This window comes from Neorhizobium sp. PAMB6716, from assembly GCF_058242805.1.
Genome location: NZ_CM177835.1, coordinates 444,942 through 457,721, shown reverse-complemented (window position 1 = coordinate 457,721; position 12,780 = coordinate 444,942). Strand labels below are relative to the sequence as shown.

At 60.8% G+C, this 12,780-nt stretch carries 11 protein-coding genes; 3 read left to right on the top strand and 8 right to left on the bottom strand.

Translation table 11 applies throughout. The annotated features are described in order from the left end of the window. The first annotated feature begins 95 nt into the window (after positions 1 to 95). Entirely contained in the window at positions 96 to 527 is a 432-nt protein-coding gene (locus tag AC4CWH_RS02140) for a DUF1810 domain-containing protein (protein WP_491320187.1), read from the top strand. A gap of 2 nt (positions 528 to 529) precedes the next feature. Here the strand turns inward: AC4CWH_RS02140 and AC4CWH_RS02135 are convergent, their stop codons facing one another. From AC4CWH_RS02135 to AC4CWH_RS02125, 3 genes are all read right to left on the bottom strand, one after another. Beyond that, positions 530 to 1,546: a Tim44 domain-containing protein gene (locus AC4CWH_RS02135; protein WP_491320186.1), complete on the bottom strand. Its 1,017-nt coding sequence runs from the start codon at positions 1,544 to 1,546 to the stop codon at positions 530 to 532. 204 nt (positions 1,547 to 1,750) lie between these two features. Further along, entirely contained in the window at positions 1,751 to 3,346 is a 1,596-nt protein-coding gene (gene serA / locus AC4CWH_RS02130) for a phosphoglycerate dehydrogenase (protein WP_491320185.1), read from the bottom strand. Positions 3,347 to 3,428: 82 nt separating this feature from the next. Further along, positions 3,429 to 4,607, bottom strand: a complete 1,179-nt coding sequence (locus AC4CWH_RS02125; protein ID WP_491320184.1) for a phosphoserine transaminase — start codon at positions 4,605 to 4,607, stop codon at positions 3,429 to 3,431. Positions 4,608 to 4,639: 32 nt separating this feature from the next. On the opposite strand from AC4CWH_RS02125, the gene AC4CWH_RS02120 reads away from it, so the two are divergent. After that, positions 4,640 to 4,918 (top strand): hypothetical protein, encoded by a 279-nt coding sequence (locus AC4CWH_RS02120; protein WP_491320183.1) that lies wholly within the window; start codon positions 4,640 to 4,642, stop codon positions 4,916 to 4,918. Further along, positions 4,915 to 5,502 carry a DoxX family protein gene (locus AC4CWH_RS02115; protein WP_491283981.1) on the top strand — a complete coding sequence of 196 codons (588 nt, stop codon included), beginning with the start codon at positions 4,915 to 4,917 and terminating at the stop codon, positions 5,500 to 5,502. Before AC4CWH_RS02120 ends, AC4CWH_RS02115 begins: the two co-directional genes overlap by 4 nt. A gap of 73 nt (positions 5,503 to 5,575) precedes the next feature. Here the strand turns inward: AC4CWH_RS02115 and AC4CWH_RS02110 are convergent, their stop codons facing one another. The 5 genes from AC4CWH_RS02110 to ybgF all read right to left on the bottom strand — a co-directional run bounded on the left by AC4CWH_RS02110 (position 5,576) and on the right by ybgF (position 12,725). After that, positions 5,576 to 6,427, bottom strand: coding sequence for an outer membrane protein (locus AC4CWH_RS02110; protein WP_491320182.1), 852 nt, complete (start codon positions 6,425 to 6,427; stop codon positions 5,576 to 5,578). 235 nt (positions 6,428 to 6,662) lie between these two features. Next, positions 6,663 to 8,015 carry a phosphoglucosamine mutase gene (gene glmM, locus AC4CWH_RS02105; RefSeq protein WP_491283979.1) on the bottom strand — a complete coding sequence of 451 codons (1,353 nt, stop codon included), beginning with the start codon at positions 8,013 to 8,015 and terminating at the stop codon, positions 6,663 to 6,665. Between the two features lie 244 nt (positions 8,016 to 8,259). Next, the gene (gene ftsH, locus AC4CWH_RS02100) at positions 8,260 to 10,197 is read right to left on the bottom strand and encodes an ATP-dependent zinc metalloprotease FtsH (protein ID WP_491320181.1); all 1,938 of its coding nucleotides are present in this window, start codon (positions 10,195 to 10,197) and stop codon (positions 8,260 to 8,262) included. A 102-nt stretch (positions 10,198 to 10,299) separates the two neighbouring features. Next, entirely contained in the window at positions 10,300 to 11,721 is a 1,422-nt protein-coding gene (gene tilS, locus AC4CWH_RS02095; protein ID WP_491320180.1) for a tRNA lysidine(34) synthetase TilS, read from the bottom strand. Then, a complete protein-coding gene (gene ybgF / locus AC4CWH_RS02090; protein ID WP_491320179.1) occupies positions 11,718 to 12,725 on the bottom strand; it encodes a tol-pal system protein YbgF in 1,008 nt (335 codons plus the stop codon). Before ybgF ends, tilS begins: the two co-directional genes overlap by 4 nt. Positions 12,726 to 12,780 lie beyond the last annotated feature (55 nt).

Genomic DNA, 12,780 nt, shown 5'->3' with positions numbered 1-12,780 from the left:
TTCCCGTGAGGCCGGCGCATCCGCCCCTTTGAAACACAATGGCGGCCGCAGCGTTCGGTGTTCGGTACCAAGAGTGCGATTTAAGAGGCTTAAAAATGGCGGATCAGGGATCTTTGCGGCGGTTCATCGAGGCGCAGGCGCCCGTTTACGCGCAGGCGCTTGACGAGTTGCAACAAGGCGCCAAGCGGTCCCACTGGATGTGGTTCATCTTTCCGCAGATTGCCGGCCTTGGACATTCACCCACTGCAAGATTTTACGCCATTGCCAACCGGGCGGAGGCGAAAGCCTATCTTGCCCACCCGCTCCTCGGCAGCCGGCTTGTCGAGTCGACGCAGGCCATGCTGATGCACCCGGAAAAATCGGCCCACGCCATCCTGGGCTCACCGGATGATATGAAGTTCCACTCGTCCATGACGCTGTTTGACGCCATGTCGGAAGCAGACGGCAAAAAGGGCTCGCCTTTCGGCCAAGCCCTTCTGACATTTTATGATGGCAGGCCGGACGAAGCGACGCTTGCCCGGCTCTGAACTTAGTCGACGCCCTGGATGGCCGAGAGCTTCCAGTCTTCGCCGCCCTTGCGCACGAAAGTCCAGATTTCTGTGGCCTCCGTCGGGTGCGCCGGATCACCGGAGACAACCTTGCCGGTATCACGGTCCACCATCACGTCAATGCTCTGATAGCGCATGGCAACCGTTGCGTATTCGAGGCCGTTTTCGCGCCAGGCTTCCGACAGGTCGCCCTGCAGAAGCTGCACGTCCTTCACCTCGTTGCGATGGCCGTTCGTGGCGTTTTCGCCCAGTTCCTCGGCGAGATAGGACATGGCCTCCGGAGTGGTCAGGGCGCGCAGGCGGCCGTAATCCTCGGCACCATAGGCGCTCTGCACCTCGGTCAAACGCTTTTCGAACTGATCGAAATCGCGATTGGTGATGCCGATCTCATCCGTGCGGGCTGACGCGACACGCGGCTTTTGCGCAGCCGATGCGGAACCGCCACCGAGCGAACCCATCTGCGGAATCTTGAAGCCACCAAAATTATTGCCCTGCGGCGCCTGCGAATTATAGCGATCGAGACCGCCGGCCGGGCCGCTCGCGGCCGGCTGCTGGCGACGCGCAAAGAAGCGCATGGCAAGGAAGATCAGGCCACCGATCAGCAGCATCTGGAACAACATGCCGAACATGCCGGCCATACCGCCAAAGCCGTTGCCCATCAGCATGCCGAACATGCCGCCAAGGAGCAGGCCGCCGAGAATGCCGCCGCCGAAACCGCCGAACAGGCCACGGCGCGGCTGAGTTGCCTGCGCACCGGCTGCTGCGGAAGGATTGGTTGCCTGGTTATTCGGCGTCATGGAACGCTGGATCGGCGCAGCCGTCGTCGGTGCGGTGCTGGTGGAAGGCGGGGCGGAATAGGTGCGTGTGCCGCGGCTGCCGAAACTGCTGCCGCCACCGGCGCGACGCGCCTCGGCGAAATCAACCGCCGCCAGCGACACCACCATTCCGAGCGCCAGCACGGACAGAACGTGCTTGAAGCGTCGAAGCGTTGAAAACATCTCTCTCTCCTCATAGATCCGCTTTTAAGAGCGTGCCATCTATATAGAGAGCGTAAGTTGCAGCTGTTAGGGAGGCAGTGCGATTTTTCGAAATCGTGATCAGTGTTGATCGGCTTTTCCCCGCCAGATCCCCTTGATCCGCCGAACAAAAACCCGGCGCGAAAACATCCGGCCGGGTTTTTGTCTTTGAAGATGTGGAAAGGCTTATTCGACGTTGAACGTCAGCGGCTTTGCCTGCTTGATCGCCGGATTGGCGGTCAGCTGGTCGAGCACCGCCTGAGCCACGGGACCATCGACATAAAGCAGCGCGATGGCATCGCCATTTTCCTTCTCGCGGCCGAGCTGGAAGTTGGCGATGTTGACGCCGGCATTGCCGAGCGTCGTGCCCATGAAGCCGATCATGCCGGGAACGTCGGTGTTGGAGATGTAGATCATGTTGGTGCCGACATCCGCATCCATGTTGATGCCCTTGATCTGGATGAAGCGCGGCTTGCCATCGGAGAAGACAGTGCCGGCAACCGAACGCGTCTGCTTTTCGGTGGTGACCGTCAGCTTGATGTAGCCGTCATAAACGCCGGTCTTGTCGCGCTTGACCTCGGAGAGCACAATGCCCTTTTCCTTGATCATGATCGGGGCCGAAACCATGTTCACATCGGCCACCTGATTGCGGATGAGGCCGGCGAGAAGTGCTGAGGTCAGCGCCTTGGTGTTCATGCCGGCGGTGATGCCGTCATAAAGGATCTCGATGGCCTTGATCGGGCTTTCGGTGACCTGGCCGGCAAACGAGCCGAGCACGTCGGAAAGACGGATGAACGGCTTCAGGATCGGGGCTTCTTCCGCCGTAATCGAGGGCATGTTGATGGCGTTGGAAACCGCACCCTTCACCAGATAGTCCGACATCTGCTCGGCCACCTGAAGCGCCACATTTTCCTGGGCTTCCGTGGTGGAGGCTCCGAGATGCGGCGTGCAGACGACGTTCGGCAGGCCAAACAGCGGGCTTTCCGTCGCGGGCTCCACTTCGAACACGTCAAAACCGGCACCGGCAACATGGCCAGCCTTGATGGCATCGGCCAGCGCTGCTTCATCCACGAGGCCACCACGTGCGCAGTTGATGATGCGAACGCCGGGCTTGGTCTTGGCAAGCGCTTCCTTGTTGAGGATGCCGCGCGTCTTATCGGTCATCGGCACGTGCAGTGTGATGAAATCAGCCTTGGCGAGCAGCTCGTCCAGCTCGACCTTGGTGACGCCCATTTCCTGCGCCCGTTCAGCCGAGAGGAAGGGGTCGTAAGCGAGCACGTGCATCTTCAGACCCAGCGCCCGCGAGCAGACGATGGAGCCGATATTGCCAGCGCCGATGACGCCGAGCGTCTTGCCGGTGATTTCGACACCCATGAATTTCGACTTTTCCCACTTGCCGGCCTGGGTGGAGGCATCGGCCTGCGGCAGCTGGCGGGCAACGGCAAACATCAGTGCGATAGCGTGTTCAGCCGTCGTGATCGAGTTGCCGAACGGCGTGTTCATGACGATGATACCGCGGCGCGAGGCAGCGGGGATATCGACATTGTCGACGCCGATACCGGCGCGGCCGATGACCTTGAGATTGGTCGCAGCGGCAATCAGCTTTTCCGTTGCCTTGGTGGCGGAACGGATGGCAAGACCATCATAATTGCCGATGATTTCAGCAAGCTTGTCCTTGTCCTTGCCGAGCTTCGGCTGGAAATCGACTTCAACGCCGCGATCACGGAAAATCTGGACGGCGGTTTCCGACAGTTCGTCGGATACGAGAACGCGAGGTGCCATGAGAGGCCTCCTTCAGAAGGGTTCAATCTGTATGGGAAAATCGGCTTCGCCCCAATGGCGAAGCCGAAAGCACTTCAAAGCTTTAGGCGGCAGCCTTGGCGAGCGCTGCCTTCTGGGTCTCATAGGCCCAGGTCAGCCACGGCATGACAGCCTGCATGTCGGCGGTCTCGATGGTCGCACCGGCCCAGATGCGAAGGCCGGGCGGCGCATCGCGGTAGGCGCCGATATCAAGCGCGACGTTTTCCTTTTCGAGAAGCGCCACGACACCCTTGGCAAAGGCTGCCTGCTGGTCGGCGTCGAGGGCTGCGACTTCTGGATCAACGATCTTCAGGCACACCGACGTGTTGGAGCGGGTGGCGGGATCGACGGCGAGATTTGCAATCCAGTCATTGGCGTCGACGAAATCGAAGATGACCTTGGCGTTTGCATCGGCACGGGCGATGAGCGACTTCAGGCCGCCGAGCGACTTTGCCCAGTTCAGCGCATCGATATAATCTTCGACGCAGAGCATGGAGGGCGTGTTGATGGTTTCGCCGACAAAAATGCCTTCGATCAGCTTGCCGCCCGACGTCATGCGGAAAATTTTTGGCAGCGGCCAGGCCGGAACATAGGTAGTCAGGCGCTCGACGGCGCGGGGGCTGAGGATGATCATGCCATGACCGCCCTCGCCGCCCAGAACCTTCTGCCAGGAAAAGGTGGTGACATCGAGCTTGGCAAAATCGAGATCCTGCGCAAACGCCGCAGACGTGGCGTCGCAGATCGTCAGGCCCTTGCGGTCTGCCGGAATGAAATCGGCATTGGCAACGCGCACGCCAGAGGTGGTGCCGTTCCAGGTGAAGACGACGTCACGGTCGAAATCAACGTCTGCAAGGTTCGGAAGCAGGCCGTAATCGGCATTGAACTTGCGCACATCGGCAAGCTTCAGCTGCTTCACCACATCGGTGACCCAGCCGGCGCCAAAGCTTTCCCAGGACAGCATGTCGACGCCGCGCTCGCCGAGCAGCGACCACATGGCCATCTCGACAGCGCCGGTATCGGAAGCCGGCACGATGCCGATGCGGTAATCCGCCGGCACGTTTAGAATTTCGCGGGTGAGATCAATGGCCTGCTTGAGCTTCGTCTTGCCGACCTTGGCGCGGTGCGAACGACCGAGCGGGGCATCGGAGAGAGCATCGAGCGACCAACCGGGGCGCTTCGAACAAGGGCCAGAAGAAAAATGGGTATTATTCGGACGGGTGTCCGGCTTCGCGATGTTCGCCATCTTGGCTATCCTTCCAGATAGAAAGCCCTTCGTTGGGGAAGGGTGTCCCGCCGCTGGTGTTAGTGGAAGCCGCTTTCCTCGTCAAGTCGCATTCGAAACGGCCGCTGTCTTTTCCGCGCCGGATGTCGGCGATTTTCAAACTTGATTTGAATCAACATGTTTTCCCATCGACAGGCCTACAGTCTCTTCATCGGGACCGTGAAACGACGCGCGCCGAAGTCGAGCACAGCTTCAGCAAAGCCGCAGCCGACCACCTGAAGACCAATCGTTTCCTGACGCATTCATTTAAAAATCAAAGAGGTTCGCCATGACACTGCAGACAACCGCATTTGCCCCTGAACAGCAGAAAACCCGTTATTACCTGCCCTTCCTCGCCGGCTTCTACGAAAGCTTCGCCCAGCCCTTCGCCTGGACGGCATTCCGGGTTGCCATCGGCGGCATGCTGATGGTGGAGGGTTACCCGAAGATCATGGCGCCGATGGCGCAGATCGGTTTTGTTGAAAATCTCGGCTTTTATCCCGGCTGGTTGTGGTCGCCGACGCTGGCCGCCATGCAGTTCTTCGGCGGCCTGATGATCGCGCTCGGACTTTTCACCCGGCCGATCGCGCTTGCCAATGGCGTGATGCTGGCGATCACCCTGTGGTTCCATTACGCCCACCCCTATGGCCACGCGCTTCTGACGGATGGCGGCATTGCCGCCTTGAAGGCCGGCAGCGATCTCTTCACGCCGACGGCCACTGTGCGTCTGATGGATGGCGGCACGAAATTCCTCGAACAGGTGCAGACCAAGGCCGAACTTGCCTCGCTGTTCTGGACCGGCGGCGCCTTCCTGTTTGCCGCCTGCGGCGCCGGCTCGTGGTCGCTCGACCGGCAGGTTCTGAAGCGCGAGTTCTAAACACGGTTTCCAAATCAAAAAGCCGCCTCGGGCAACCGGGGCGGCTTTTGCTGTCTGGACGCGTACGGCAGGCTTATTTGTAGATGAGCGGCTGCGGCGGAACTTCTTCCTGCACGGTGGGCTGGGCGCAGCTGCCGAACAGGTAACGGGCGCCGACGCGGGCTTCGTGCACGTCAAAACCCTTGTCGTTGCCGGGGCCGCCGTTCGAGGCAAAACCGAACATGTCGCCGCCTTCGACGTGGCGATAACGATAGCCAACGTCGGCCTTGAGGTTGCAGGTGACATCGATCGTGGCGCCGGCCATCAGCGCATAGGTGAAACGCCAGTTGCCCTTGCCGCCATGTTCCACGGTGCTGTCGCAGCCGCTGCCATCATCGGCGCAGGACGTATTGCGCAGCTTATCCCACTTCACATAAGTGCCGCCGAGGCCACCGCCGACGTAAGGCGTGACATAACCGAAGGTGCCGAGATCGACATAGGCGTTGGCGAGAAGGCTATAGGCCCGCATGTGCGAGATATCGCTGGAGGTGCAGGGACCAACGCAGGCGCCGAAGGCAGCACCACTGCCCTTGGTGGAGCCCTCGAACTTGCTCTTGGAGAGGTAATCGAAGGTGAGATCGGTGCGCAGCGCGCTGTTGATCTGGTAGCCGACCCCTGCCCCGAGCAGGAAGCTGTCTTTCAGGTCGGTGCTCGAAAAATCTGTCTTCGAGGCGGAAGAACCACCCTGATAGAACTCGGCGCCCTTCAGATCCTTGAAGGCATAACCGGCATCGCCGCGCAGATACCAGCCGGTCGCGGCCTCCTGCACGGTGACCTCAGGTGCATTCATCAGCATCGGATCCATTTCGGGCTGAGCGACATCGGCGGCCTGGGACACGCCCGCGGCAAGCATCAGCGCAAAAGCGCCGGACAGGGTTCTTCTCATGGAATCAGGCTCCGCATTCCAAAATCGTAAAGCGCGCAAGGTGGCGTCGTTCTTCAAATCTGGAGCGATCATTAACCAAAAAGGTAAAGGAGCAATTAAGCCTAACAACATATAAACGCTTGCGAATTCAAGCCTTTTATCGTTTACCTCCGGTTAACCGGTGTGTCTTTGCCATCAAAAAAACCCGCAAGGACAGGCCTTGCGGGTTATCAAATGCGGTCGGAAAGGTAAAAGCTCAGGCGGCGGTGCGGACGTTGGCGATCACGCCCACGAGATCGCCAACGATACGTTCGATCTGGCTGCGGTCATCGCCTTCCGCCATGACGCGAATCAGCGGCTCCGTGCCGGAGGGGCGGATGACGAGGCGGCCCTTGCCACCCAGTTCCGCCTCGGCGCTATCGATCGCCTGACGCACGATGATATCCTCCAGCGGCTTGCCGCCGGCAAAGCGGACATTGCGCAGAAGCTGCGGCACCGGTTCAAAACGGCGGCAGACTTCGCTCACCGGCTGGCCGAGACGCTTGACGCGGGCCAGCACCTGAAGCGCTGCCACCAGCCCATCGCCGGTCGTGCCGAAATCCGACAGCACGATATGGCCGGACTGTTCGCCGCCGACGTTGAAATCATGGTGGCGCATATGCTCGACCACATAACGGTCGCCAACCTTTGTGCGGGCAAGGGTCAGGCCCTTGTCGCCGAGAAAACGTTCAAGGCCGAGATTGGACATGATGGTGGCGACAATGCCGCCGCCGCGCAGTTTTTCGTCATCCGCCCAGCTTTCGGCAATGACGGCCATCAACTGGTCGCCGTCGATGATCTCGCCGCGCTCGTCGACGATGATGACGCGGTCGGCATCACCATCGAGGGCAATGCCGATATCGGCACGCACTTCATGCACCTTCTTGCGCAGCGCATCCGGGCTGGTGGAGCCGCAATCGAGGTTGATATTGGTGCCGTTCGGCGTGTTGCCGATGGTCACGACATCGGCGCCGAGTTCCCAGAGCGCTGTCGGTGCCACCTTGTAGGCAGCGCCATTTGCGCAGTCGATGGCGATCCGCAGGCCCGACAGTGTCACATCGCGCGGCAGCGTGCGTTTGACGAATTCGATATAACGATAGATGTCGCCATCGACGCGTTTGGCACGGCCGATTTCTTCCGGCTTTGCCAGCTGCGAATAAAGATCCTTGTCGAGCAGGTCCTCGATTTCCTGTTCCAGCTCATCCGACAGCTTGTAGCCATCCGGGCCGAACAGCTTGATGCCGTTATCGGCAAAGGGATTGTGCGAGGCCGAGATCATCACGCCGATATCGGCGCGCAGCGAGCGCGTCAGCATGGCAACGGCGGGTGTAGGGATGGGGCCGAGCAGGAAGACATCGAGGCCGGCGGCCGTAAAACCCGCGACCAGCGCGTTTTCGAGCATATAACCTGACAGGCGCGTGTCCTTGCCGATCACCACCCGGTGGCGATGGTTGCCGCGCCGGAAGATGGTGCCGACGGCAATTCCGACGCGCATGGCCAGATCGGGTGTCATCGGAAAAACGTTCGACTGTCCGCGAATGCCATCAGTGCCAAAATAGCGGCGTGCCATGCATGCTCCTTGGAGTTTGCGCGCCTTGTGTCGCGCGTCTCATTCTGAACTGGCGGCCGGTTTTGCGTGTTTCGCGCGCGGCGCCGATGCTGCCTCATGCCATAGAACCCGGCACCAGGCACATAAATTACCGTCAAAATCGATTATATCTCGTTACCGAAACGGTAAGTATCGCCGGACTTAAACAGGAAAAGACCGCCCGGGCGAACCGGACGGTCTTTTTTGAACGTCAACAACCAGACCTTTAGTGCGGCTGGGGTTCCAGTCCGCTTTCCGGCTCGCCGTCACCTTTCGGCTCGTCCTTCTTGGCACCGGCCTTCGGGACAGCAGAGCCACGCGCGGGCGGCGCATCGTCGCCGAGATCACGCGAGGGCTTCTGGCCCTTGATCAGCGCCTTGATTTCCTCGCCGGACAGCGTTTCGTATTCCAGCAGGCCTTCGGCCAGGATGACGAATGCGTCGTGCTTTTCGGTGAGGATGCGGCGGGCTTCGGTATAGGCCTCGTCGATCAGGCGGCGCACTTCATTGTCAATCTTCTGGGCAGTGGCCTCAGAGACGTTCTTCGACTGCGACACCGAATGACCCAGAAACACTTCCTGCTGGTTTTCGCCATAGGAAACCTGTCCGAGAATATCGGAAAAGCCCCATTGCGTGACCATGGCGCGGGCAAGCTTGGTGGCCTGCTCGATATCGGAAGACGCACCGGAGGTGATGTTCTCCTTGCCGAACGTCAGTTCTTCGGCAACACGGCCGCCCATCATGATGACGAGACGCGACACCATCCACTTGTAGCTCATGGAATAGCGGTCGCCTTCCGGCAGCTGCATGACCATGCCGAGCGCACGGCCGCGCGGAATGATGGTGGCCTTGTGCAGGGGATCGGCGACCGGCACTTCAAGCGCGGTAATTGCGTGACCCGCTTCGTGGTAGGCGGTCAGCTTCTTTTCGGCCTCGGTCATGGCGGACGAACGACGTTCGGCGCCCATCATGATCTTGTCCTTGGCGTCTTCGAATTCCGCCATGGTGACAACACGCTTGTTGCGACGTGCCGCCATCAAGGCTGCTTCGTTGACGAGGTTCATGAGGTCGGCACCGGAGAAACCGGGCGTACCACGGGCGAGAACCTTCAGATCGACATTCGGTGCCAGCGGCACGTTGCGGGCATGAACCTTCAGGATACGCTCGCGACCGACGATATCGGGGTTCGGCACGACGACCTGGCGGTCGAAACGGCCGGGACGCAGCAACGCCGGGTCAAGCACGTCAGGACGGTTGGTCGCGGCAATCAGGATGATGCCTTCGTTCGCCTCAAAGCCGTCCATCTCGACCAGAAGCTGGTTCAGCGTCTGTTCGCGCTCATCGTTACCACCGCCAAGGCCTGCGCCACGGTGACGGCCGACGGCGTCGATTTCGTCGATGAAGATGATGCAAGGCGCGTTCTTCTTGGCCTGCTCGAACATGTCGCGCACGCGGCTTGCGCCGACGCCGACGAACATTTCGACGAAGTCCGAACCGGAAATCGTGAAGAAGGGAACGTTTGCTTCACCCGCCACAGAACGCGCCAAAAGCGTCTTACCGGTGCCCGGAGGACCAACCAGAAGAACGCCGCGCGGAATACGACCGCCGAGACGCTGGAATTTCTGCGGGTCGCGCAGGAATTCAACGATTTCCTCAAGGTCTGCCTTGGCTTCATCGACGCCAGCGACGTCGTCAAACGTCACGCGACCATGCGCTTCGGTCAAAAGCTTGGCTTTGGATTTGCCAAAGCCCATCGCGCCACGCGAACCGCCCTGCATCTGGCGCATGAAGAACAGCCAGACACCGAGAATGAGCAGCATCGGCAACAGCGTGCCGAGATAGCTCAAAAAACCCGAGGATCCGTCTGATTCGGGCCGTGCCACGATGGTGACGTTCTTCGCCTGGAGACGCGACATCAGCGAATCATCGATGACGGGCGAATAGGTCTGAAAACCCGTGCCGTTTTCGGCATAGGTGCCGAGAACGCGGTTGCCGGTCACCACCACATCGCGCACACGTCCAGCATCCACATCGCGCAGGAACTGCGAATAGGGAACTTCCCGTGAGCTCGTCTGCGTCGGCGCCGTCTGGAACATGCTGAACAGAGCGATCAGCAAGAGGGCGATTATCGCCCAAAGGGCGAAATTACGAAAGTTTGGGTTCATCGAACTCCCCGGACAATGACGGCTCGCTCATCGGCAGCCGCCTTACTTGTCGCTTAACATAGGATTGCCGCAGGGCCTTGCCAAGGCAACACGACCCGTCGATCACCTTTTACGGTCGAAAACGTTAAATGGTAATGCCGCAAATGCACGTAATCCCATCAGAGCGGCCAAAGAATTGGCAATATCCACGTCAAAGGCCGGCAGAAATGCATGGTAAGGCTGGAGGACAGGCTCGATGAGCACACCATCCGGTGCCTGAATTCCATCATACGAGTTGGGCAGACTTCGAAACGCCGCGAGCGAAAGCGCTGGCGGCGCCTGTGGAAACAGCGCCTGCGCTGCCGTCCGGTCCGCCGTACCGGGCTTCACAGGCCCGCAGTAACCGGCAGGCAATCGCACACGAAAACGGCCGTCCCAGAGCATGTCTTGCGCGTGCCCGAGGGGGGATTCTGGAAGGTCCCGGCTTTCGCGGGCCATGAAAAGTGCGTTCTTCTGCCGCTGAAACAGCACCCGGCCAGCCGTCAGCCGGCCTGGCGCCCCCTCCCCGACAAACGCGACAATCCGTCTCAGGCTCTCCCGCCCCGGCAGATGCGCACGCCCGCCTAAAACGGCGGTGAGACTTGCGAGCGCATATGCAAGGATGGCGGGTTCGGCTAAAAGCGCCGGCACCTCAAGGCGCGCCAGCACGCCGCGTTCGATCGTGAGATGCCGGGCAAACAGGTCTGCTGCCGCTATGCCGAGGCGAACCCTTTCGGCACCCACACCTGCCGCGGCTTGAATGAGCGCGGCTCCGGCCTCTGGTCGATCCGTAAGAACCCGCCGCGTGCGGGCCCTTTCCGAGCGCGGATCGACATTCGAGGGGTCATCGATCCAACCAATGCCGGATTCCTGAAGGAGCGCGCGGATCTCTGCGCGCCGCACATTGAGAAAAGGCCGCAGCAACCAATGCCGGCGCTCCACAAGCACAGCGGGCGCCATGCCGGCCAGACCCAGATTGGACAGGTTTTCCGCAGATAACGCATGGAGGTCAGGGGTCGCGTCTTCAACCAAAGAGCCGCCCTCGTCACGCACGCGGGCTTTTCGCATGACAAGCGTCTCGATCTGGTCGTCACGCGTGTGGCCGGTGAGGATGGCGGTCGCCCCAACCGCGTCTGCCGTCTGGCACAGAAGCCGGTATCGGGCGGCCCGGGCGGCAGCGGAGAGGCCGGTGGCCGGCTTTTCGCCTTCCCAGCGGCGGATAAAATGGGGAACGGCAAGCTGCTGGCAGAGCCTTGCGACGGCCTGCGCTTCACCGGCCGATTGCGGCCGCAGGGCGTGATCGACGGTCACGGCCAGAAGTTCGATGTGGCGGGAGGTGTCCGCGCTGAGGACGCTGTTGCGGAGCGCGACAATTAGGCCGGTCGAATCGCTGCCGCCGGAAATCGCGACGAGCAGGCGGGCAGGTTTTGGCAGATCGGCCAGAAAATGCGTGATCGCCGCTTGCGGCGACAGGAGATCGGCATTTGCGGTGGCAGGTGTCGTCACGGCCCGCAGGACAGGCGCTTCTGCTCGCTCGTCACCTTGCCAAGTACGGCGCGGGCGGCATTCGGATAACGCTTGGGAACCTCGCGAAGGGTGGCACAGGCGGTTTCGCGGTTGTCGAGAGCGGCCAGCGACATGCCAAGCTTCAGCAGCATTTCCGGCGCCTTGGCGGAGGTGCCATAGGCCTGATGCGCATTGAGGAATGTCTTGGCGCTCTCGTTGTACTTGCCCTGCGAGAACTGCGATTCGCCGAGCCAGAAATTGGCGTCGGCTGCCCGCGCACTGCTTGGATAGGCCTGCAGGTAGCTGGTGAATTCGGTTTCGGCGAGCGGATAATCGCCAGAGAGCACGTGATTATAGGCGGCGCGATAGGCATCGCTTTCAGTGCCAAGCGATGCCGTTTTCGTCGGATCGGCCGTCGCCGGCCGAGAGCCGAGATCGACGCCCGGAAGAGCCGACGAATTGCGCCCGGCATTATTGGCTGTGGCACGCACGGGCGCGCCGCGGCTGTCCATCTCGATGGAACCGAGCGTGGTTTCGGCCGGGGCCGTGGACGGCGTGGATGAACCGGCACCGTTTGACGCGCCGGCAGGCGCGCCAGACGGTGATGGCTCGATCAGCCGCCCGATTTCATCGTTTTTTTTTGAGCCGGCTGCCGGCGCGGCAGCAACAGAGGGAGCAGCAGAGCCGCCACCGGAGCTTTTCTCAAGCTCCTGGAAGCGGAACTCGTTGTCTTCCTGCGTCTTACGCATCTGCTCCTGCATCTGCAGCAGCTGGAAGCTCATTTCCTCGACGCGACCGTTCAGCTGGCGCACGACCTCTTCGAGCTGCTGGATGCGCACGGCATCACCACTGCTCTGGGCAAGAATGACCGGCCGTTCGGCGGCCTGGCGTGAAGACGGCGCAACGCGTGCCGAACCGGGAACCAGTTCGGACATCGAAAATGCACCGGCCTGCCCGCTCGTTGCCGCAAGCCCCAGCATTGCTGCCAAGACAAGTTTCTTCATATCGTTCGTCCTGCGTTATCTGACGCTGCGCCCTTCAAGGCATCAGCAGAGTTTT

Excerpts from the sequence above, each read along its gene's own strand:
- AC4CWH_RS02140 (WP_491320187.1), top strand. The coding sequence starts at position 96 with ATGGCGGATCAGGGATCTTTGCGGCGGTTCATCGAGGCGCAGGCGCCC.
- AC4CWH_RS02135 (WP_491320186.1), bottom strand. The coding sequence starts at position 1,546 with ATGTTTTCAACGCTTCGACGCTTCAAGCACGTTCTGTCCGTGCTGGCG.
- serA (WP_491320185.1), bottom strand. The coding sequence starts at position 3,346 with ATGGCACCTCGCGTTCTCGTATCCGACGAACTGTCGGAAACCGCCGTC.
- AC4CWH_RS02125 (WP_491320184.1), bottom strand. The coding sequence starts at position 4,607 with ATGGCGAACATCGCGAAGCCGGACACCCGTCCGAATAATACCCATTTT.
- AC4CWH_RS02115 (WP_491283981.1), top strand. The coding sequence starts at position 4,915 with ATGACACTGCAGACAACCGCATTTGCCCCTGAACAGCAGAAAACCCGT.
- AC4CWH_RS02110 (WP_491320182.1), bottom strand. The coding sequence starts at position 6,427 with ATGAGAAGAACCCTGTCCGGCGCTTTTGCGCTGATGCTTGCCGCGGGC.
- glmM (WP_491283979.1), bottom strand. The coding sequence starts at position 8,015 with ATGGCACGCCGCTATTTTGGCACTGATGGCATTCGCGGACAGTCGAAC.
- ftsH (WP_491320181.1), bottom strand. The coding sequence starts at position 10,197 with ATGAACCCAAACTTTCGTAATTTCGCCCTTTGGGCGATAATCGCCCTC.
- ybgF (WP_491320179.1), bottom strand. The coding sequence starts at position 12,725 with ATGAAGAAACTTGTCTTGGCAGCAATGCTGGGGCTTGCGGCAACGAGC.